This window comes from Ornithinibacillus liuyingii (genome assembly GCF_055550225.1).
In genome coordinates this window covers 1-20,782 of the sequence record NZ_JBPWOS010000008.1, presented here as the reverse complement: position 1 = coordinate 20,782, position 20,782 = coordinate 1, and the positions used below count along the sequence as shown (strand labels likewise).

The 20,782-nt window shown below is 41.0% G+C and carries 21 protein-coding genes and 1 riboswitch; of the genes, 20 read left to right on the top strand and 1 reads right to left on the bottom strand.

The window, feature by feature from the left end; all coding sequences use genetic code 11:
- Nucleotides 1-4: 4 nt before the first annotated feature.
- The 16 genes from paaB (at nucleotide 5) to ACSKT4_RS11790 (ending at nucleotide 14,574) form a co-directional block, all read left to right on the top strand.
- Nucleotides 5-358 (top strand): 1,2-phenylacetyl-CoA epoxidase subunit PaaB, encoded by a 354-nt coding sequence (gene paaB / locus ACSKT4_RS11865; RefSeq protein ID WP_186868172.1) that lies wholly within the window; start codon nucleotides 5-7, stop codon nucleotides 356-358.
- On the top strand, nucleotides 355-1,176 hold the full coding sequence (gene paaC, locus ACSKT4_RS11860; RefSeq protein WP_465823457.1) for a 1,2-phenylacetyl-CoA epoxidase subunit PaaC: 822 nt from the start codon (nucleotides 355-357) through the stop codon (nucleotides 1,174-1,176). The genes paaB and paaC overlap by 4 nt, the downstream gene beginning before the upstream one ends.
- 45 nt (nucleotides 1,177-1,221) lie before the next feature.
- Nucleotides 1,222-1,728, top strand: a complete 507-nt coding sequence (paaD, locus tag ACSKT4_RS11855; RefSeq protein WP_186868174.1) for a 1,2-phenylacetyl-CoA epoxidase subunit PaaD — start codon at nucleotides 1,222-1,224, stop codon at nucleotides 1,726-1,728.
- Nucleotides 1,729-1,739: 11 nt separating this feature from the next.
- Complete coding sequence (locus ACSKT4_RS11850; RefSeq protein WP_186868175.1) at nucleotides 1,740-2,045, top strand: EthD family reductase; 306 nt, start codon at nucleotides 1,740-1,742, stop codon at nucleotides 2,043-2,045.
- Complete coding sequence (locus tag ACSKT4_RS11845) at nucleotides 2,038-2,808, top strand: enoyl-CoA hydratase/isomerase family protein (RefSeq protein ID WP_211741077.1); 771 nt, start codon at nucleotides 2,038-2,040, stop codon at nucleotides 2,806-2,808. The genes ACSKT4_RS11850 and ACSKT4_RS11845 overlap by 8 nt, the downstream gene beginning before the upstream one ends.
- 4 nt (nucleotides 2,809-2,812) lie before the next feature.
- The gene (locus ACSKT4_RS11840; RefSeq protein ID WP_465823454.1) at nucleotides 2,813-3,589 is read left to right on the top strand and encodes an enoyl-CoA hydratase-related protein; all 777 of its coding nucleotides are present in this window, start codon (nucleotides 2,813-2,815) and stop codon (nucleotides 3,587-3,589) included.
- A 12-nt stretch (nucleotides 3,590-3,601) separates the two neighbouring features.
- Nucleotides 3,602-5,122, top strand: a complete 1,521-nt coding sequence (locus tag ACSKT4_RS11835) for an aldehyde dehydrogenase family protein (RefSeq protein WP_186868178.1) — start codon at nucleotides 3,602-3,604, stop codon at nucleotides 5,120-5,122.
- Nucleotides 5,123-5,408: 286 nt separating this feature from the next.
- A complete protein-coding gene (locus ACSKT4_RS11830) occupies nucleotides 5,409-6,284 on the top strand; it encodes a 3-hydroxyacyl-CoA dehydrogenase (RefSeq protein WP_465823452.1) in 876 nt (291 codons plus the stop codon).
- Nucleotides 6,281-7,483 (top strand): acetyl-CoA C-acyltransferase, encoded by a 1,203-nt coding sequence (locus tag ACSKT4_RS11825; RefSeq protein ID WP_186868180.1) that lies wholly within the window; start codon nucleotides 6,281-6,283, stop codon nucleotides 7,481-7,483. Before ACSKT4_RS11830 ends, ACSKT4_RS11825 begins: the two co-directional genes overlap by 4 nt.
- A gap of 88 nt (nucleotides 7,484-7,571) precedes the next feature.
- The gene (locus ACSKT4_RS11820) at nucleotides 7,572-8,348 is read left to right on the top strand and encodes an enoyl-CoA hydratase-related protein (protein ID WP_186868181.1); all 777 of its coding nucleotides are present in this window, start codon (nucleotides 7,572-7,574) and stop codon (nucleotides 8,346-8,348) included.
- A gap of 11 nt (nucleotides 8,349-8,359) precedes the next feature.
- Nucleotides 8,360-9,328, top strand: coding sequence for an NAD(P)H-dependent flavin oxidoreductase (locus ACSKT4_RS11815; protein ID WP_186868182.1), 969 nt, complete (start codon nucleotides 8,360-8,362; stop codon nucleotides 9,326-9,328).
- 137 nt (nucleotides 9,329-9,465) lie between these two features.
- Complete coding sequence (gene pdhA / locus ACSKT4_RS11810; RefSeq protein WP_186868183.1) at nucleotides 9,466-10,521, top strand: pyruvate dehydrogenase (acetyl-transferring) E1 component subunit alpha; 1,056 nt, start codon at nucleotides 9,466-9,468, stop codon at nucleotides 10,519-10,521.
- A 1-nt stretch (nucleotide 10,522) separates the two neighbouring features.
- On the top strand, nucleotides 10,523-11,536 hold the full coding sequence (locus ACSKT4_RS11805; protein ID WP_186868184.1) for an alpha-ketoacid dehydrogenase subunit beta: 1,014 nt from the start codon (nucleotides 10,523-10,525) through the stop codon (nucleotides 11,534-11,536).
- Between the two features lie 153 nt (nucleotides 11,537-11,689).
- Nucleotides 11,690-12,670: an ABC transporter substrate-binding protein gene (locus ACSKT4_RS11800; protein WP_186868185.1), complete on the top strand. Its 981-nt coding sequence runs from the start codon at nucleotides 11,690-11,692 to the stop codon at nucleotides 12,668-12,670.
- Nucleotides 12,671-12,797: 127 nt separating this feature from the next.
- The gene (locus ACSKT4_RS11795) at nucleotides 12,798-13,778 is read left to right on the top strand and encodes an ABC transporter permease (protein ID WP_186868186.1); all 981 of its coding nucleotides are present in this window, start codon (nucleotides 12,798-12,800) and stop codon (nucleotides 13,776-13,778) included.
- 1 nt (nucleotide 13,779) lies between these two features.
- Nucleotides 13,780-14,574: an ABC transporter ATP-binding protein gene (locus ACSKT4_RS11790; RefSeq protein WP_186868187.1), complete on the top strand. Its 795-nt coding sequence runs from the start codon at nucleotides 13,780-13,782 to the stop codon at nucleotides 14,572-14,574.
- Between the two features lie 272 nt (nucleotides 14,575-14,846).
- On the opposite strand, the gene ACSKT4_RS11785 is transcribed toward ACSKT4_RS11790, so the two are convergent.
- Entirely contained in the window at nucleotides 14,847-15,566 is a 720-nt protein-coding gene (locus tag ACSKT4_RS11785) for an NAD-dependent deacylase (RefSeq protein ID WP_186868188.1), read from the bottom strand.
- A gap of 139 nt (nucleotides 15,567-15,705) precedes the next feature.
- On the opposite strand from ACSKT4_RS11785, the gene ACSKT4_RS11780 reads away from it, so the two are divergent.
- From ACSKT4_RS11780 to ACSKT4_RS11765, 4 genes are all read left to right on the top strand, one after another.
- Nucleotides 15,706-16,377, top strand: a complete 672-nt coding sequence (locus ACSKT4_RS11780; RefSeq protein WP_186868189.1) for a response regulator transcription factor — start codon at nucleotides 15,706-15,708, stop codon at nucleotides 16,375-16,377.
- Between the two features lies 1 nt (nucleotide 16,378).
- Nucleotides 16,379-17,389 (top strand): sensor histidine kinase, encoded by a 1,011-nt coding sequence (locus ACSKT4_RS11775; RefSeq protein WP_186868190.1) that lies wholly within the window; start codon nucleotides 16,379-16,381, stop codon nucleotides 17,387-17,389.
- A 111-nt stretch (nucleotides 17,390-17,500) separates the two neighbouring features.
- Nucleotides 17,501-18,268: an ABC transporter ATP-binding protein gene (locus tag ACSKT4_RS11770; protein WP_465823446.1), complete on the top strand. Its 768-nt coding sequence runs from the start codon at nucleotides 17,501-17,503 to the stop codon at nucleotides 18,266-18,268.
- Nucleotides 18,261-20,225: an FtsX-like permease family protein gene (locus ACSKT4_RS11765; protein WP_465823444.1), complete on the top strand. Its 1,965-nt coding sequence runs from the start codon at nucleotides 18,261-18,263 to the stop codon at nucleotides 20,223-20,225. Before ACSKT4_RS11770 ends, ACSKT4_RS11765 begins: the two co-directional genes overlap by 8 nt.
- A 159-nt stretch (nucleotides 20,226-20,384) precedes the next feature.
- A riboswitch (cobalamin riboswitch) is annotated at nucleotides 20,385-20,572 on the top strand.
- The last annotated feature ends 210 nt before the right edge of the window (nucleotides 20,573-20,782 follow it).

Below are 20,782 nucleotides of genomic sequence, written 5' to 3'. Positions count from 1 at the left end.
ACAAATGACGAAGGAAACCGATTTTTATCAGGTCTATGAGGTGTTCAGCAGAAGGGGTAACAAAGCGCCAATGCAGCATCAATTTAGTTTGCTAGCACCGAACCAAGAGATGGCCATGATCATGGCACAGGAAAATTTTATGCGCCGGGAAGACGTAGTGGATGTATGGGTTGTAAAGCAAAGTGATATTCGAAAGATGAATAGCGAGGAAAGACAGGTCTGGACTAAGCGCTTGGATAATAAAGAGTATCGGACAACTAAAGGATATGGGTATTTACGACAAAAGTGGAAGGAGAAAGAGCAGGGCATGCTTGATGAAAAAGAAATCATGTCTTGGAAAGAGGTGAAGAGAAAATGAGCGAGATAATCGAAACACCAGATCAAGCAAAGCAAGACCCTACGTATTTTCAAGCGTTAAAGGAGCTCTTATTTCAGTTAGCGGATGACAATTTATTGATAGCATTTAGAGGCTCCGAATGGTTAGGGTTAGCTCCTCATATTGAAGAGGATGTGGCTTACTCTTCTATTACCCAAAATACAATGGGTCATGCGGTAATGTACTACAACCTTTTAGAGGCGTTAGGGGTAGGAAAGGCAGATATATTGGCACATGATCGAAAGCCAAGTGAACGACGGAATGGCAGCTACTTGGAAAAACGCAATGGTGAGGGAACGTATTTAGAAGAACCATATTACGACTGGGCATTAGCAGTAGTGAGAAACTATTTCTATGAAACGTTTAAAAAGATTAAATTGGAAGCGATTGCAAATAGCTCTTATCAACCGTTAGCTCACGTTGCTAGAAAGGTATTAATGGAGCATCCGTATCACTTGGCTCATTGGAGGATTTGGATGAGACAGCTTCAAGGCGCTACCGAAGAGGCGAAGAAACGGATACAAGATCGCGTCGAGGAAGCATGGAATGAATTTGCTGATGTATTAGAACTTGGCGCATTGGAAGCAGATATGAGGAAGCATCAATTAATTATGATCAGTGCAGAGGAACTAAAGGCTAAATGGCTAGAGGAAGTGAACAATGTGTTACGAGAGACACCACAAAGCCCACTTCAACAGAAATATGGTAATGGTAGAAACGGAGAGCATACTGGTGATTTAGAACAGGCGCTGGATACTTTAGCGGAAGTATATAACAGTGATAAAACAGCAGCATGGTAAACGAATCATCTTAATGTGTCATGTTACAGGAGAGGAGGAGAGACATTGGAGGAGATTACGAATTTAGAAGCGATTTATGCTGTCTTAAGGACTGTCGATGACCCGGAGCTCCCTTCTGTTAGTGTCTATGATTTAGGTATGGTACATGAAGTCGCTATCGACGGAAATCAGGTGGAAATCAAAATGGTTCCAACGTTTGCAGGCTGCCCTGCGTTAGACTTTATCGGGGTAAATGTGCAAAAGGCTGTTGAAACATTAGAGTGGGTTACTAGTTGCCAGGTGAAATTTACGATGGAGCATCAATGGTCAACCGATACCATAACTGAAAAAGGGAAACAGGAGCTAAAGAAACATGGTATTGCACCGCCACCAGAAAATTATCAACCAGGGGATGAGTGGACGGTGAATTGTCCATATTGTGACTCGGATTACACTTCGATGGAAAATGTTTTTGGACCAACTGCATGCCGTAGTATCTTGTATTGCCGTGCCTGCAGGAATCCATTTGAAGCAATGAAACCAGTGGTAAAACCACTTCATACCAATTATTAGGAGGAGAAAGTATGGTAAAACTTATTGCGTTATACAAGCAACCAGCAGATAAGGAAAATTTTGATGAGCATTATTTTAACACCCATGCACCAATTACAAGCAAGATTCCAGGATTAAGAAAGATGGAGGTTACTAGAATTGTAGGTTCACCAATGGGAGAGAGTGAATTCTATCTATTGTGTGAGATGTACTATGACGATCATGAATCCTTACAAAAGGCGATGAGAACAGATGAAGGGAAGGCATCTGGGAGAGATGTTATGAAATTTGCGGGCGATATTGTCACGCTCATGATTGGTGAAGAGGTAAATGACTAGATTCATTAAAGTCTACTCGGAAGACGGTGTTGGTGTCATTCAGTTCGATCGCCCAAAAGTGCTTAATGCCTTGAACCGAGAAATGGTCGATGAAATTGTGACACAGCTTGAAGCCTTTGATCTGAATGAGTCCATCCGGGTCATTGTGTTAAAAGGGAGTGAAAAGGCCTTTGCAGCTGGTGCTGATATTGAAGAAATGATGGAAGAAACGTCACTCTCATTAGAGCTCTTAAATCCTTTTGCACAGTGGGATAGAATTAGTCTAATTAAAAAGCCACTACTAGCAGCGGTAAATGGTTTTGCACTTGGTGGCGGATTTGAGTTAGCGCTTCACTGTGATCTTATTATTGCAAGCGAAGATGCTAAGTTTGGTTTTCCAGAAGTAAAGCTCGGTATATTACCCGGGGCAGGTGGAACCCAGTTTCTTACGAAAGTGATGGGAGTTAGAAGGGCGTTAGAGTGGATTTGGCTAGGAGAACAAATGACAGCAAGGGAAGCTCTTCACTACGGGGTCATTAATCGGAGTGTAGCACCGGAGCTAGTGGAGGAGGAAACAATGAGGCTAGCCCACCAACTATCCAAACAAGCTCCAATATCATTACGGTTAATTAAGGAGGCCGTTCATGCAGCAGCTGACTTATCTCTACTTGAGGGGAAAATGCTAGAGAGGAAGAATTTTTATCTTGCTTTTTCCTCGGAAGATCAAAAAGAGGGAATGCGTGCATTCACAGAAAAGCGAACACCTTCGTTTAGGGGGAAGTAGTGATATGGACTATGGAACTATTTTTTATGAGAAAAATGAAAATATCGCCACTATCGTATTAAATCGGCCTGCTGCCTATAATGCATTTACAGAACAGATGAATTTAGAGATAGGAAAAGCATTGAAACAGGCAACGAAGGATGAAGCAGTGACATGTATTGTCATAACGGGGAATGGGAAAGCCTTTTGCTCAGGACAGGATTTAGCGGATGTCGAAGAACATACAAACCATGCTGAATTCCTAAAGAATCGATATCATCCGATGTTAAAGCAGCTTAAGGAAACGCCGAAGCCTGTTATTGCTGCTATTAATGGAATTGCTGCCGGGGCTGGAATGAGCTTAGCACTAGCCTGTGACTTCCGTGTAATGAAGAACACAGCGAAATTCGTTAGTGCCTTTATGAATATTGGATTGGTTCCAGACTCTGGATTTCTTTATCAGCTTCCACGTATGGTTGGCTATGCCAAGGCATTAGAGATTGCAACATTAGGGAAACCAATCTTAGCGGAAGAGGCTCTAGAAATTGGATTAGTCACAAAAGTTATTAGCGAAGAAGCGTGGGTATCACAAATAGGAGAATTTGCTTCACATATTGCAAGTCTACCAACAACGTTATTCTCCCTTATCAAGCGATATATGCTTGATAGTATGCACACGAGCTATGAAACCTTTTTAGAGCAAGAGGCCTTTGCTCAGAGAATCGCAGGATTATCACAAGACCACCAAGAAGGACTCCAAGCATTTATGGAAAAACGCAAACCAAATTTTGTTGGGAAATAAGGAGGAGAAATAATGGAACAAGTGGTATCCGATAAAATCACATCGGTTGGAGAAATGAAGCGTAGTCACTACGGGATGATTATTAATGGTGAGCGAGTAGAAAGTGTTTCAGGCGAAGTGTTTGAAACGTTTAATCCGGCAAAAGGAGAAGTTATTGCGACGATTGCGAAGGCTCAAATAGAAGATGCAGAAAGAGCGGTTCAAGCTGCAAGAAATTCCTTTGACAATGGAAAGTGGCGTAAATATCCAGTAGGAAAGCGTGCCCGTGTGTTAAATAAAATTGCGGAGATAATGCGTAGTCGCTTTCAGGAGCTTGTTGAGCTTGAGGTATTAAATAGTGGGAAATCTCTTGGTGCTGCACAAGTGCAAATTAATCAAGCCATCGAAGACTTTGAATTTTACGCTGGTGCAATTGTTGGACATAGAGGAACGGTAAATAACATGCCGAATGGATTTTTCAATTACACACATAAAGAGCCTGTTGGCGTTTGTGCACAGATTATTCCTTGGAATTATCCGATGATGATGGCTGCGTGGAAGATCGCCCCTGCTATTGCTGCTGGTTGTTCGGTTGTTGTAAAACCAGCAAGCTTAACACCAATAACGGCCCTTCTATTAAATGAGATTTGTCATGAAGCAGGCGTACCAGAAGGTGTAGTAAATACCATTCCTGGTGCCGGCCAAGTTGTGGGAGATTATTTAGTAACCCATAAGGACGTCAATAAGGTGGCATTCACCGGTTCAACACCTACTGGTCGAGACATTATGGAGAAGGCTGCTAGTACGTTAAAGCGTTTAACACTTGAACTAGGTGGGAAATCACCGAGCATTGTTTTTGAAGATGCGGATTTAGAAGCGGCAGTTGCAGGCTCTCTATTCGGAATCTTCTTTAATACCGGTCAGTCCTGTGAGGCAAGATCACGCTTATTCGTTCATGAAGCTATCTATGATGAATTTATGGAGCAGTTCGTTACAAGAACACAGAAATTAAAGCTGGGCGACCCATTTGATAAGTCTACCCATATAGGTTCCATCATAAGTCGTAGCCAGTTGGAAAAGATTGATTCCTATGTGCAATCTGCCCGTGAAGAGGGGGCAACCATTGTAACTGGTGGAAAAGAGATGGAGATAGAGGGCTTTGAAAATGGCTACTGGTATGAGCCAACTATTATTACGAATGTAACACCAGATATGAAGGTCGTTCGTGAAGAAATATTTGGCCCTGTCGTGGTGGTAGAGACATTCTCTGATGAGCGTGACGTAATAAGGAGAGCGAACGATACAGAGTATGGACTAGGCTCTGCTGTTTGGACGACGAATCAAGCGAGAGCAACTAGGGTAGCCCATCAAATTCAAGCGGGGATTGTCATGATTAACAGCCCGTTCTCCGCCTTCCCAGGAACACCATTTGGCGGGTACAAACAATCTGGATATGGAAGAGAATTAACCGTTGAAACACTTGATTTATATATGGAGGATAAAAGTGTCCTATCTTATTACGGACCAAAGCCGATAAATCCATTTGGTGTGTAAGAATAGCTAATGATACGCCTTTGCTCGATTACATGTTACTTATTATAGAGAAAGCATGATGTCTGTTGGCGTTTTCTTTTACCGATAGCGAATAAGCTAGGTTTCCATCGGGGGAATTTGCCAATACCTTGCTACAGGAGGTTACGCGCACGTAGCTAGAGGGAATAAATAGGGTCACCTATCCTCCCTCTGGTTTCTTCTGTGTATTTGGTCTACTAAGGGAATGACCACTATTTAATCACTAGGCAATAATGTTAATGATTCTAATAGAAAGGAATGCTTACACATGACGATAGAAAACATTACGGTCGTAGGAGCAGGTGTGATGGGAAGAGGTATAGCCTATGTCTCAGCACATGCAGGCATACGCACGACACTAGTTGACATATCCGAGGAACAATTAAGGAGTGCCCTAAACGAATTAACCCGTCTTGCAGAAAAAGCAGTCACCTTAAATAAACTATCCGAATCAGCAGCTAACGAACTATTTTCCAAGCTACATACGTCATTAGACCTCGTCAACGCCGTAAGTGATACAGATTTGGTCATTGAAGCAGTTCCGGAAAAACGAGCGTTAAAAAAGCATGTGTTAGAAACCGTTGATCAGCATGCACCGAGCGATATCGTAATCGCTTCGAATACCTCAACCATCAGCCCAACAGAATTAGGCTCTTATACCAAAAGACCAGAGAAAGTGGCAGCTATGCACTTTTTTAATCCGGTTCATCGAATGAAGCTAGTTGAAATCGTAAAGGGACTAGAAACAAGCAGGGAAACGGTCCAAATTATTCGGGAAGTTGCAGAACGAATGAATAAGGAAACCGTTGAAGTGAATGAATTTCCGGGCTTTGTTACGAGCAGGATTAGTGCGATGGTTGGAAATGAAGCCTTCTATATGCTTCAAGAAGGTGTTGCTAGTGCAGAAGATATCGATAAAGCGATAAAACTAGGATTGAATTATCCAATGGGTCCACTGGAGCTTGGCGATCTAGTTGGATTGGACACACGACTCAATAACTTAAAGTATCTTCATGAAACATTAGGGGAAAAATTTCGACCAGCACCATTATTAGAGCAATATGTGAAGGCCGGTAGAATGGGGCGCAAGACTGGTAGAGGAGTCTACGACTATTCTACGGATGGTGAGGTGGTGAAAAAGTGAGAGAAGTTGTAATTGTGGATGCAGTTAGAACGCCGATTGGACGGTATAAGGGAGCGTTAAAGGATATCCGACCAGATGATTTAGCTGCTGTAGTGATTAAGGCACTAGTGGAGAGAAATCCAAATTTGCCTGCTGCGGATATTGAAGAGGTTGTTTTGGGAAATGCTAACCAAGCTGGGGAGGATAATCGTAATGTTGCCAGAATGTCTGCTTTGCTTGCAGGTCTTCCAGTAGAAGTTGGTGGTACCACGATTAATCGTCTTTGTGGTTCTGGATTAGATGCTGTTATGTATGCGGCTAGAGCAATAGCGGTAGGTGAAGGTGATTGTTTCATTGCTGGTGGTACGGAAAGTATGACCCGTGCACCACTTGTTATGGCAAAGCCAGAAAAAGATTTTCCAAGGGGGAATATGGAGCTTTATGATACGACCATAGGGTGGCGTTTCATCAATTCTAAGCTGGATAAATTATATGGTACCGATTCCATGCCACAAACCGCTGAAAATGTAGCCAAACGCTATGGAATTAGTCGAAAGGAACAAGATCAATTTGCCTTTCAAAGTCAAATGCGTGCTAAAAAAGCAGTAGAAGAAAAGCGATTTTCTCGTGAATTAGTTCCTGTCGTCTATCACGATAGGAAAGGGAATGAGATTCGCATTGAACAAGATGAGCATCCCCGCCCAGATACATCCTTGGAGAAGCTAGCAAAGCTAAAGCCTATATTTGAAAGTGGTACGATCACAGCCGGAAATGCTTCTGGGGTTAACGACGGAGCCTCTGCACTTTTATTAATGAGTGTAAGTAAAGCAAAGGAATTAGGCCTTAACTTCTTAGCCCGTTATGTAACGGGTGCAACAGCAGGTCTTGAGCCGGCGGTGATGGGACTTGGCCCAATTCATGCTACGAGAAAAGCGTTGGCACGTGCCAACTTAACCGTACAGGATATTGGATTAGTAGAATTAAACGAAGCATTTGCCTCGCAATCTATTGCCTGCATTCATCAGTTAGAACTAGATTCTGAATTGGTAAATGTTAATGGTGGAGCTATAGCGTATGGTCACCCGCTTGGTGCAAGTGGTGCCCGTATATTAACTACACTAGTACATGAAATGGGAAGACGGAGAAATGTTCACTATGGGTTAGCGACGATGTGTATTGGTGTAGGGCAGGGTATCTCGGTAATTGTAGAAGGAGTATAAGCATGCAAAAAACAAACATGGTATGAATGGAATCCTCCACTAATCATCCAAATATAAATAGAATAGCACCACTCGAAAGGAGAAACCAATGGAAACAATACTTTTCCAAAAAAACAACCAAATCGCCTACATTACGTTAAACCGCCCAAATGCCTTAAATGCTTTTAATTACCAAATGCTAACAGAACTAAAGACGATCGTAAGCCAAATCCATCTGGATCATGAAATTAGAGCGGTTATTATTACCGGTGCCGGTGATAAAGCATTTAGTTCGGGTGCCGATTTGAGAGAACGAAAATCGTTATCAGAACAAGAAGTTAGACGAAATGTGAAAGCGATTCGTGATTGCTTTGAGCGAACTGCTAATCTCCCACAGCCAACTATTGCTGCGATAAATGGTTATTGCTTTGGCGGTGGATTTGAGCTTATGCTCGCTTGCGACTTTGCGATTGCGGCACGTGAGGTGAAAATGGGTCTTACGGAAACAAGCTGGGCAATCATTCCTGGTGCCGGTGGAACACAGCGATTACCTAGATTAATTGGGGAGATGAGAGCCAAGGAGCTAATTCTTACTGCAAGGAAGATTACAGCCGATGAGGCAAAGGAACTTGGCATTTTGCTAAAAGTGGTATCGAAGGATTCCTTGTTAGATGAATGTAATGAGCTAGCCAATTGCATGCTTCAAAACGGGCCGATTGCCGTAACACAAGCAAAATATGCGATAACGGTTGGCATGAATACAGACTTGAAAACGGGCATCGATATTGAGGCAAAAGCATATGAGCTCACGATACCGACAGAGGATAGAATAGAAGCATTACAAGCATTTAGTGAAAAGAGAGCACCTAAGTTCCAGGGGAAGTAGGAGGTCTAGTGATGAACAATGTAACCGAGCTTTTAACTATTTCCTATCCGATTATCCAGGGGGGCATGGGAAATATTTCGAATGCACAGCTCACCGCTGCGGTATCGAATGCAGGGGGACTAGGGACGATTGGTTGTGGCACGATGCCTCCAGAACAAGTAGAAAACATAATCCTCGATACGAAGCGATTAACCAATAAGCCATTTGCCCTTAATATAGCACTGCAAGTATCGCCATTTGTTGACGAATTAATAACGCTAAGTATTCAACATGATATACCGGTGATTTCCCTTTCAGCTGGAAATCCAGCGCCCTATATACCGAAGCTTCATGAACATGGAAAAGTCGTTATAGCAATTGTCGCCTCCGTAAAGCATGCCCAAAAAGCGGAAGCAGCAGGTGCAGATATTCTAGTAGCAGAAGGATTTGAAGCAGCTGGAATTAACTCGGCACTCGAGCTTACTACCTTTACATTGGTTCCACAAGTCGTCCAAAAGGTTACAATACCAGTCATCGCAGCAGGAGGAATTGGTGATGGAAAAGGGTTGGCAGCAGCTCTAATGTTAGGGGCAGAAGGGGTTCAAATTGGCACACGCTTTATTGCTACTAAGGAAGCGCCTTTCCATGAAAACTATAAAGCCCAATTGCTTCAAGCAAATGGTACGGATGCGATTATTATTGGACGAAGCTTTAATAGATTAAGACGTGTAATCGGTACATCCTATGTCAGAAGTCTACTAGAAAAAGAGAAAAACGGTATTGGCTTGCAGGAGTTTGCCTGCCTAACAAGTGAAGCACACCATGTGATCGGTGCGCTCGATGGTGATTTGGATCGGGGATTTATTAATGGTGGTCAAGTAGCAGGATTAATAGAAGATATCCCAAGTGTAAAAGCATTAATAGAGACCATGATGGAAGAGGCGAAAGATCAGCTAAAGTCTGGACTGAAGCAGTTGGAATCGGTTAGTAAGATAGAGTAGTTTGAAAAATTTATATTTTATAATAATTAATTGACCGAAATATTACATAATGATAAAATTACGTTAAAATAACGTTATACTTTTAATTAACATGTATGTAACCCTGGTTCTACTAGACTAGTATTGGAGGTTATTGGATGGAGAACGCTTATCCATTAAAGCAAGTAATCGATGACCAAGGCAATTTGCTCGATGTTACTAGTAAATCTTTGATACAGGAGGAGCTTGTTCAGAAGGCGTATTACCATATGTATCGAATTCGCACATTTGATAAAAAGGCCAAAAGCTTGCAAAGACAAGGGAGAATTGGAACATATCCCCCGTTTGAAGGTCAAGAAGCGGCACAGGTGGGAAGTGCACTAGCATTGCGAGAAAATGATTGGTTATTTCCTACATATCGAGATCATGGGGCGATGTTAACCTTTGGGGCGGACATGACACGGACATTTTTATATTGGAATGGAAGGTTGGAAGGCTGTGTCCCACCAGAAGGGAAACATATCTTTCCAGCAGCTGTCCCAATAGCAACACAACTGCTCCATGCGGTTGGTGCATCGTGGGCTGAGAAGCGGAAAGGGACACAGCATATCGCGATTGCTTATTTTGGTGATGGAGCAACGTCAGAAGGAGACTTTCATGAGGGATTGAATTTCGCTAGTGTCTTTCAAACACCAACGATATTTTTCAACCAGAATAATGGCTATGCCATTTCTGTGCCCTTTGAGCGACAAATGAATTCCAAAACAATTGCCCAAAAGGGAGTAGCTTATGAGATTCCGAGTGTACGGGTAGATGGAAATGACTTTTTTGCAGTTTATTTTGAGATGCAACGTGCCACAGAGCGAGCTAGAAATGGTGGCGGTCCAACCTTGATTGAAGCTGTAACCTGGAGAACAGGAGCACATACCACTGCAGACGATCCAACGAAATATCGTCCAGAGGGGCAGGGAGCAGAAATTGTCGATCCGATTGTCCGACTGGAACGGTTTATGAAAAATGAGGGGTTTTGGCAGGATGCTTATATCCAATCCACTCAAGCAAAGATAGAAGAGGAAATTGAAGAAGCAGTTAAAGCAATGGAAACGTATCCGAAGCCTAAAGTGGAGGATTTGTTTGATCATGTATTTGCAGAGCTTCCTAGTTCACTGGCTACACAAAGAGATTCCTATCTTCAGCTGTTAAGGGGTGAATAAAATGACAACAGATTTTACAGAAGCGAAAAAAACAGCAACGAAAAGCATGACAATGATTCAGGCCATAAACGAAGGGATGAGGGCAGTATTAGAGCAAGATGAAATGTGCTTGATCTTGGGTGAAGATGTTGGTAAGAATGGTGGAGTGTTTCGTGCTACCGATGGATTGCAGGAAGCATTTGGTATAGATCGTGTCATCGATACCCCTCTATCGGAATCTGGCATTATCGGAACATCTGTCGGATTAGCCGTAAATGGATTTAAACCGATAGCAGAGATTCAATTCATGGGCTTTATCTACCCAGCTTATGATCAAATTATGACCCATGTATCGCGGATTCGCTCGCGTACAATGGGAAGATATTCCGTTCCGATGGTCATTCGTGCCCCTTATGGTGCTGGAGTAAGAGCACCGGAGATTCATTCGGATAGTACGGAAAGTTTATTTACTCATATGCCTGGGCTAAAAGTAGTTTGTCCGGCAACACCGTATGATGCAAAGGGATTATTAATAGCAGCGGTAGAGGATCCGGATCCGGTGCTTTACATGGAACCAATGCATAGTTATCGTTCCTTCCGGGAAGAGGTACCAGTAGCTTCATATACAGTTGAGATAGGTAAAGGGAAAAAGCGTATCGAGGGTAATGACGTTACCTTGATTACATGGGGTGCTATGGTCCCTTTAGTTGAAAAGGTTGTAAAACAAGTAGGGGGAGATGGAATTAGCTGTGAAGTGCTTGATCTTCGTACACTTTACCCATTAGATGAGGCACTAATTGCTGAATCTGTGCAAAAGACCGGGCGAGCAGTAGTAATACATGAAGCACCAAGAACAGGTGGACTTGGCAATGATATCGTTTCGATTATCAATGATACAGCTTTCCTGTATTTAAAGGCACCTGTGGAGAGAGTTACAGGTTTTGATGTCCCAGTCCCGTTTTTTAGCTTAGAGAACCATTATTTACCAACACCTGAGCGAATCACAAAAGCTATTGAAAAAGTAATTCATTTCTAAGGGGGGATAAGGGAACGTAGCGAATTTTCCCCTAAATAGTAAGCGGTTACAAGTTGGGCGAATTATCAAAAAATAGGGTTGACTAAAGTTTTCAGTATGTTATAATTTCTCAAATTATACTTTAAGTTTAGAAGAGTTAAGGGGGAGTAGAGAGTGAAAAGAGGACTTCAGTTAATCGTTTTAGCGTGGATTAGTGTAGTAGTTTTAGCTGCATGTGGTACAAGTGGAAGCGGCGATACATACAAAATTGGTGCATCGCAAATAGTGGAGCATCCATCGTTGGATAGAGCCTATGAAGGCTTCCAGGCAGCGCTAGAGGAAGCCGGGTTAGAAGTGGAGTATGACTTTCGGAGTGCCCAAGGAGATCAAAATAATTTAAAGCCAATTTCAGATGGCTTTGTTGCAGATGATGTGGATTTAATTTTTGCAAATTCAACACCTGCAGCATTATCAGCGCTGGAAGCAACAAAAGATGCACGGGATATTCCAATTGTTTTCACATCTGTTACAGATGCGGTAGAGTCAGGATTAGTGGAGGCGATGGATGAACCAGGGGAAAATATTACTGGGGTAACCGATTTACATCCCGAAGCAATCCAAGAGACAGTGAAATTTATTGACCAATACTTCCCAGACTCAACAGTCGGACTGATTTACAATGCAGGGGAATCAAACTCTGTGACACAAATTAACGCAGTCCAAGCGGCTGGTGAGGGAACTTCTTTAAACTTTGTAGAACGTACGGTTGCGAACTCATCTGAAGTTCAACAAGCAGCAACATCATTAGTAAATGACGTTGATTTATTCTATATTGTGACCGACAACACGGTCGTATCTGCGCTGGAAAGTGTAGTAGCGGTTGCCAATGAACAAGATATTCCTTTAGTAGTAGGGGAACCAGATTCCTTAGAAAAGGGTGGATTTGCTACATTTGGAATTGATTATTATACAATTGGTAAGCGGGCAGGGGAAATGGCTGTTGAAATTTTGAAGGACGGTAAGTCTACAAAAGACATCCCAGCCGAGTATCCGCCAGAAATTCAATTATTTATTAATAAAGATGCTGCTGAGGAGCAAGGTGTTGAGTGGAATGCGGAATGGGATGCAACTGCTCAATTTAAAGAGACACAGTAATCATTTGGTTAGCAATGAACCCGATAATGAGACCGATTTGGAAGCAGGCTGTTGGCCTGCTTCTCTATTCTAATGCGTGAGTTATTTCCACTTTATGTAAGTAGGTGGAAAAGGAGGTAAAGGAATCGTGGCTATATCGATATTTGGTGCTGTTGAGTCTGGGATTATTTATGCCATTATGGCTTTAGGGGTATATTTAACCTTCCGGGTATTAGATTTTCCTGATTTAACAGTAGACGGTAGTTTTGTAACTGGTGCAGGTGTTGCTGCCATTTCGATTGTAAACGGCGTATCACCAATCGTGGCTACTTTACTTGCAATCATTGCTGGTTTTATCGCTGGTTGTTTAACAGGCCTTTTGCATACGAAGGGGAAAATAAACGCTTTATTATCCGGTATTTTGATGATGATTGCCTTGTATTCTATTAACCTACGAATTATGGGGCAGCCGACAGTATCCTTGCATAATCAGCCAACTATATTTTCGCAGCTTCGAGATATTTGGCCAGCTAGTATGGATAGCTTTTTTAATGGAATATGGACAGCCATTCTGTCAGGACGTGCACCAGCAACATGGGTCATTGTAATAGTAATGATCATAGTAACGTTAGTAATAAAATTATTGACGGATGCCTTTTTAAAAACGGAAGTAGGATTAGCATTACGAGCAACTGGAGACAACAAACGGATGATTAGAAGTCTATCAGCTAATACCGATAATTTAATCGTGTTAGGGGTCGGCATTTCCAATGCCATGGTTGCACTTAGTGGAGCATTAATTGCACAAATTGGTGGCTTTGCCGATGTTTCGATGGGGATTGGGATGATTGTCATTGGTCTTGCCTCGGTTATTATCGGGGAGGCGCTATTTGGTAAGAAGACTATTGCAATTGCAACAATCGCCGTAATCGGTGGTGCAATTGTGTACCGAATCGTGGTTGCTTTAGCACTTCGCGTAGACTTTTTAGATACCGGTGATATGAAATTGATTACGGCATTTATTGTCATCGTTGCATTAATTACGCCGAAAATACTCCAAGCTCATAAGGAAAAGAAGCGGCGAATCAAAAAACGTGCCGCCATAAGTGGTTTAAAGGAGGGGGCCTAATATGTTACATGTAAAAGAAGTCGCGATAACATTTAATGAAGGTACCCCCGATGAGAAGAAAGCATTACAACGAATTAATTTAACATTAGAAGAGGGAGATTTTGTCACTGTAATCGGCAGTAATGGTGCTGGAAAATCCACCTTAATGAATGTGATTTCAGGTAATCTCATGCCAGATATCGGGGAAGTGGTCATTGGGAATAATGATGTAACACTACTTCCTGAATATAAACGGTCGGCATATATTGGGCGCGTGTTCCAAGATCCTATGGCAGGTACGGCACCTTCTATGACGATTGAAGAAAACTTAGCGATGGCCTACTCGAGAATTCGGAAAAGAAAACTAAGACGGGGAGTAACCAAAAAGCGTAGAGAAGACTTTAAAGAGCATCTAAAAACATTAAACCTAGGATTAGAAGACCGCTTAAATGCGAAAGTTGGGCTATTATCAGGGGGAGAACGCCAAGCATTATCCTTATTAATGGCCACCTTTACAAATCCAAATATTTTATTACTTGATGAGCATACAGCTGCCCTCGATCCATCACGAGCACAACTAATCACAACCTTAACGAAGGAAGTCGTAGAAGAACATGGGCTCACCACCTTAATGGTTACCCATAATATGCAGCAGGCACTTGATTTAGGGAACCGATTAATCATGATGGATAAAGGACAAATAATCTTAGACATTAACAATGAAAAGAAACAGAACCTAACAATTGAAGATTTATTAAGGGAATTCCAACGAATACGCGGAGCACAGTTTGAAAGTGACCGCGCCGTTTTAGGGTAATTCAAGTAGAACAGGAGCATCATTCGATCCTGTTCTTTTTGCTGTTAGAATAGTTGTATGAAGAGATGAGCAATTCGCGCGTCTTTGGGTGCAGAACGCGCGAGCTCCGGAAGAATTCGCGCGACCAAGGGAGAGAACCGCGCGAGCCCTGGAAATATTCGCGCGACAGGGGGAATCTCTCGTGAATCAGGGAGGATCCCGCGCGAACCAGGAGGAATCTCGCGCGAATCAGGAAGCCCCCCGAGCGAGCCAGGAATACCCCCACCCCCCTCCTACAACCGCTCTTCCACCTCAACTAAAAATTCCCGAATACTCTTATCCCGGACAATATAATCAGCATAATGATCCATTGGAGTTGGCTCACGATTCACAATAACTAGCTTTGCACCGTGCTCTTTTGCAATCATGGGGAACATATTAGCAGGGCTTACTGTTAGTGAGGAGCCTAAAACAATAAATAAATCGGCTTTACTTGTTTCTATCTCCGCCTTGTAGAAAACATCCTCTGGAAGCATTTCACCAAAAAGGACAATTCCCGGTCGAACGGGACCATTACAGTACTCACAATGATGCTCCCCATTGATATACCGCTCTCTGTCCTGCTCTCGTTTACATTGATTACAGAAAAACTTCCGAAATGTTCCATGAAGCTCCATCACATTATGACTCCCAGCATCATGGTGAAAGCCATCGACATTCTGTGTGATGATGCCACTAACAAGTCCTTGCTGCTCCCAGCGGCCTAAAATATGATGCCCTTCATGTGGCTTGTATTTTGTTATCTCTCGAAGGCGGAATTGGTAGAATTCAGTAAATTCCTGAAAGTTATGCACTAATGCTTGGACATTCGCTAGTTCATCTGGATTAAATTTGGACCATAATCCTCTATCCTTTGAGCGGAAATCAGGTAGTCCGCTTTCAGTGGACATGCCAGCACCAGTAAAAAAGAGTGTATAAGAAGCAGAGCGAATTAAATTAACTATGTTATCCATCGGTTCACCACCCTCACCTATTTATTATTATTTTACTGAATAATGCCACCAACTTCCAATTCTATTGGGATAATCTGGGACTACGTTGTATACTTTTAATTAGTTTAGAAACGATGGAAAAGAGGAGGGGAAATCTGTTATGTACAAAATTCTAATTGTAGAAGATGATATGACAATCGCTCGTTCAATGAAAAAGCATTTAACATCTTGGGGATATGAAGTAGAATATATAACCGACTTTCATGATGTCATGGCATCATTTATTTCAATAGATCCGCAATTAATTTTACTAGATATTTCACTACCATCATTTAATGGCTTTCATTGGTGCAGTGAGATTCGCAAAGTATCCAAAGTACCAATCATTTTTATTTCTTCTGCATCTGACAATATGAATATTGTCATGGCTATGAATATGGGGGGGGATGATTTTATCTCCAAACCATTTGACTTAAACGTCCTAACCTCCAAAGTGCAAGCAATGTTGAGAAGAACGTATGACTTTACTGGGCAAACGAATCTGCTTCAGCATAAAGGTGCTATCGTTAATGTAAGTGATGGGACGCTGACCTATGACAATCAAAAAGTAGACCTGACTAAAAACGAGTTAAAAATACTACAGTTTTTATTAGAGAGTAAGGGGAAAACCGTTTCTAGGGATGCCTTGATGACAAGACTTTGGGAGACGGATAGCTTTATCGACGATAATACACTTACCGTAAATGTTACGAGACTACGAAAGAAGTTAGAACGTGTAGGTCTCATCGACTTTATCATAACAAAAAAAGGGATAGGATATTTGGTGGAATAAGATGAATCAATCTAAAATTAAATTGTTTCTTCAGTACATAAAGTTTAAAAAGTTTTATATCGTCCTATTTTTACTCATTACCCTTATTTTCTCCTTTGTAATTTATTTATATAACCAATCATTGGAACCGATAATCTATTCTGCCGTACTTTGTTTCTATATCGGAATCGTTGTCTTGGTCATTGGTTTTGCCAAGTTTTATAAACATTATCACAAGCTTCAGGAACTGCAAAACACTATCACGGTAAAATTGGAACAGCTACCAACACCTCAAGATACGTTGGAGGCAACATACCAGGAGATCATCCAACTTCTCTATCAAGAAAATATTGATAGTAAGCTTAGAGCGGATAGTAGCCATACCGATTTAATTGAGTATTTTACCCAATGGACCCATCAAATTAAAACACCAATTGCGGCCATGCGGCTTATCTTACAGACAGAGGAAATGGAGCATCACCAAGAATTATCAATGGAGCTAGTTAAAATAGAACAATATGTGGAATTTGTATTACAATACCTCCGCTTGGATACAATGTCCTCTGATTTAGAGCTGAGAGAATATAGCTTGGATGATATCGTAAAGCAGGCCGTTCGGAAAAATGCAAAGCTGTTTATTCGAAAGAAGATTAGCTTACACTTCGATGACCTGAACTGTCACGTTCTAACAGATGAAAAGTGGCTTCTCTTTGTCATTGAGCAAATTCTATCGAATGCCCTGAAGTATACTAAGGAAGGTTCTGTTTCCATTTATATGGATCCTAACGAAGAAAAAACGCTCGTAATACAAGATACTGGAATTGGGATTCGGGCAGAGGACCTACCGCGAGTGTTTGATAGAGGCTTTACCGGCTTCAATGGTAGGATGTTTAAGAAGTCTACGGGACTTGGACTATACATGTGTAAGCAAATTACAAGCAAACTCTCCCACCAAATGAAAATGGAGTCAGAAATTGGACAAGGTACCAAAGTGTCCATAGATTTAAAAACCACTAATATTGAAATAGAATAGTAACCTTACATTATCGTAAGGTTACTACCAGAATTGTAAGCAAAAGCGATGTCTAACGCGGTTTGATGGTTGGTATACTGAACATGAAATAAGACGTGGAGGTAATAAGAAATGACGATACTTGAAGTGAAAAATGTAAAGAAAGTGTATACGACACGTTTCGGTGGTAATCATGTTCAGGCACTAACAGATGTATCCTTTTCCGTTGAGGAGGGGGAATATGTGGCAATCATGGGGGAGTCAGGATCAGGAAAAACGACCCTATTAAATATCCTGGCTGCTTTAGATAAGCCGACAAGCGGGAATGTGCTATTAGAAGGCAAAAGCATTCTTACTATCAAAGATAAACAACTATCCTCATTTAGACGAGGGAATCTTGGTTTTGTGTTTCAAGATTTTAATCTACTGGATACATTCACCATACAAGACAATATATTCTTACCTTTAGTCTTGTCTGGTAAATCATATAAGGAGATGCGCAGTCGTATAGCACCACTTGCTCAAAAGCTTCGGATCACCAAAATATTAGAAAAGTATCCATATGAAGTGTCTGGAGGGCAAAAGCAACGAGCAGCAGTAGCCAGAGCTTTAATTACCAATCCAAAGCTAATCTTAGCCGATGAGCCAACAGGGGCACTCGATTCACGTGCATCGGATGATTTACTGAAAATGTTTACAACTATTAATGATGAAGGACAAACTGTGCTTATGGTAACCCATAGTACGAAAGCGGCAAGTCATGCAAAACGAGTTCTTTTTATAAAAGATGGTACCGTATTTCACCAAATTTATAAAGGGTCGTTAACGAACGAGGAAATGTATCAAAAAATATCAGATGCCCTCCATGTTATCGCAACAGGCGGTGTGGAATATGAGTAGATTTTTCTATCCAACGTTAGCATGGAATAATTTGAAAAAGAATAGAAAAACATATATTCCGTATATCCTAACCTGTATTGGCACTATTGCGATGTTTTACATGATGGTTTTTATAAGTGGGAACCAGGGGTTAGAAGAAATACCGGGAGTAGAGGTTCTCCAATTATTGCTCACTTTAGGTAGTTATATTATTGGCATATTCTCGATGATTTTTCTATTTTATACAAATAGCTTTATTACGAAACAACGACAAAAAGAGTTTGGCCTCTATAATATTCTAGGGATGGAGAAAAAACATATTGCAAAAATGATTACTTGGGAGGCTTTCTATGTAGCTATATTAAGTCTAGTAGTAGGTTTAATAACAGGAATTGTGGTCAGCAGATTAATGTTTTTATTACTTATGAAGCTATTAACCTTTGAAATACCGTTTACCACAGTAATCTCTATGCAACCATTACTTATTACGGTCATTCTTTTTAGTGTGATATTTTTGCTAACCTTGTTAAACAACTTAAGGCATATTCACTTGTCTAAGCCAATTGAGCTACTTAAGGGAGGGGAAGTTGGCGAGAAAGAGCCAAAGACAAAGTGGTTAATCGTACTAATAGGCATTATCGCACTATCAACTGGATACTATATTGCTTTAGCGACCGAGTCACCTTTAGCTGCTCTTAACAAATTCTTTCTAGCTGTATTACTCGTTATTATTGCAACGTATGCTTTATTTACTGCAGGTACTATAGCCTTATTCAAAATGCTTCGGAAGAACAAGTCGTTCTATTACAAGACAAACCACTTTATTAGTGTTTCTGGAATGATTTATCGAATGAAACAAAATGCGGTTGGACTGGCAAACATTTGCGTACTATCTACGATGGTTCTTGTTATGTTATCGTCAACGGTTTGCCTATATATCGGGATGGAGGAGTTAATTAAAAATCGTTATCCAAAAGAAATTGCGGTTACCGCGTATGATGTTCAACCAGAAGATTTAGCAGTAATGGAAGAACTCATTCAGGAAGGGGCAAATGATCTTGCACTAACAATTGAAAAACCACATTACTATTACTATAAGGAACTTCAAGTAATCAAAAATGGTAGTGAATTCGTAAGTGGGGCTGGAATGGGTTACGGTGCTGACATAGGCATGATAGTCCTCATTCCCTTAAGTGAGTATAATCGGATGGAAAATCGTTCAGAGCAATTAGCTGAAGATGAAGTGCTTTTATACACCTTTAGAGGTGAAGAAATCCAAGATTCGATTACGATGTTTGACCAAACGTTTACCATAAAAGAGCAGTTACCTGATCTACAGGTAGATGGAATTGCTTCAGCCATGATTTTGGATAGCTTTAATTTCGTCATTGTTCCTGATGAAGAAACCATTCGAGAACTCGATCCTACTGATGCTGAAGGCTACAACGTATACTATGGGTTCGATGTAGATGGCGACGTAGATAAAGAAATTGCCTTACCAGGTCAATTGACTGAGAAGTTAAAAGCTGCAAAAATGGTTGGGCACGCAGAAGGTGCCGAGGAAAGTAAAGAGATATTTTACTCGCTATATGGCGGACTATTTTTCTTAGGGATATTCTTAGGTACCCTATTTATCATGGCGACTGTATTAATAATTTACTATAAGCAAATCTCGGAAGGATACCAGGATAAGAACCGTTTTGAAATCATGCAAAAAGTTGGCTTAAGCAAGGATGAAATTAAGAAATCGATTCGCAGTCAAGTATTATTAGTGTTTTTCCTACCGCTAATTGCTGCAGTAGTCCATATTTTATTTGCTTTCAATGTCATTACGAAATTACTAGAAGCTCTAAATTTAACGAACGTTGGATTATTTGCTATGTGTACAGCTGGTGTTATTATTATTTTTGCTGTATTTTATTTACTTGTCTATCTGTTAACGGCAAGAGAATATTATCGCATTGTAAGTAATAATTAAAAATTTTACATGCTTGATACCCTATGGATTAGAAGGTTCATAGGGTATTTTGGTTATATGATTTCTAGAAATCTAGCAAGAATAGGATTGCAAAAATTATTAAACTATGATAGGGTAATAATACAATATATTGTGATGGTTATGTCAAGTAATACCATATATAGTGTCGTGAGTGATGGTGACACACATGTCTTAATAGGGAATCTAGTGAAAGTCTAGAGCTGTCCCCGCAACTGTAAGTGCCGACGAACAAGATATCCACTATATCGATTCATGGAAAGATATGGGAAGGACTTTAGTAGAATGAAGCGCAAGCCAGGAGACCTGCCATTAACTTATAGTTTCATTTTCTTCGGGTTGAAAGAGCATGAGACGATGGATTAAATACATCAATTTGTATGGATTCTGTCGTTTTTTCTATGCCGTTCATCCCTTGGGTGAGCGGTTTTTATTTGATTTATAGGAGCATTCCTGTAATGAAGAAATTTGAGGATTGAAACAAAAAGAGCCCTCTTGGTATCATACGAGGTGTCCAAAGCTTCGAAGCAAAAATGGAC

Coding starts and splice junctions, on each gene's coding strand:
- paaB (WP_186868172.1), top strand. CDS start 5: ATGACGAAGGAAACCGATTTTTATCAGGTCTATGAGGTGTTCAGCAGA.
- paaC (WP_465823457.1), top strand. CDS start 355: ATGAGCGAGATAATCGAAACACCAGATCAAGCAAAGCAAGACCCTACG.
- ACSKT4_RS11850 (WP_186868175.1), top strand. CDS start 1,740: ATGGTAAAACTTATTGCGTTATACAAGCAACCAGCAGATAAGGAAAAT.
- ACSKT4_RS11845 (WP_211741077.1), top strand. CDS start 2,038: ATGACTAGATTCATTAAAGTCTACTCGGAAGACGGTGTTGGTGTCATT.
- ACSKT4_RS11840 (WP_465823454.1), top strand. CDS start 2,813: ATGGACTATGGAACTATTTTTTATGAGAAAAATGAAAATATCGCCACT.
- ACSKT4_RS11835 (WP_186868178.1), top strand. CDS start 3,602: ATGGAACAAGTGGTATCCGATAAAATCACATCGGTTGGAGAAATGAAG.
- ACSKT4_RS11830 (WP_465823452.1), top strand. CDS start 5,409: ATGACGATAGAAAACATTACGGTCGTAGGAGCAGGTGTGATGGGAAGA.
- ACSKT4_RS11820 (WP_186868181.1), top strand. CDS start 7,572: ATGGAAACAATACTTTTCCAAAAAAACAACCAAATCGCCTACATTACG.
- ACSKT4_RS11815 (WP_186868182.1), top strand. CDS start 8,360: ATGAACAATGTAACCGAGCTTTTAACTATTTCCTATCCGATTATCCAG.
- pdhA (WP_186868183.1), top strand. CDS start 9,466: ATGGAGAACGCTTATCCATTAAAGCAAGTAATCGATGACCAAGGCAAT.
- ACSKT4_RS11805 (WP_186868184.1), top strand. CDS start 10,523: ATGACAACAGATTTTACAGAAGCGAAAAAAACAGCAACGAAAAGCATG.
- ACSKT4_RS11790 (WP_186868187.1), top strand. CDS start 13,780: ATGTTACATGTAAAAGAAGTCGCGATAACATTTAATGAAGGTACCCCC.
- ACSKT4_RS11785 (WP_186868188.1), bottom strand. CDS start 15,566: ATGGATAACATAGTTAATTTAATTCGCTCTGCTTCTTATACACTCTTT.
- ACSKT4_RS11780 (WP_186868189.1), top strand. CDS start 15,706: ATGTACAAAATTCTAATTGTAGAAGATGATATGACAATCGCTCGTTCA.
- ACSKT4_RS11775 (WP_186868190.1), top strand. CDS start 16,379: ATGAATCAATCTAAAATTAAATTGTTTCTTCAGTACATAAAGTTTAAA.
- ACSKT4_RS11770 (WP_465823446.1), top strand. CDS start 17,501: ATGACGATACTTGAAGTGAAAAATGTAAAGAAAGTGTATACGACACGT.
- ACSKT4_RS11765 (WP_465823444.1), top strand. CDS start 18,261: ATGAGTAGATTTTTCTATCCAACGTTAGCATGGAATAATTTGAAAAAG.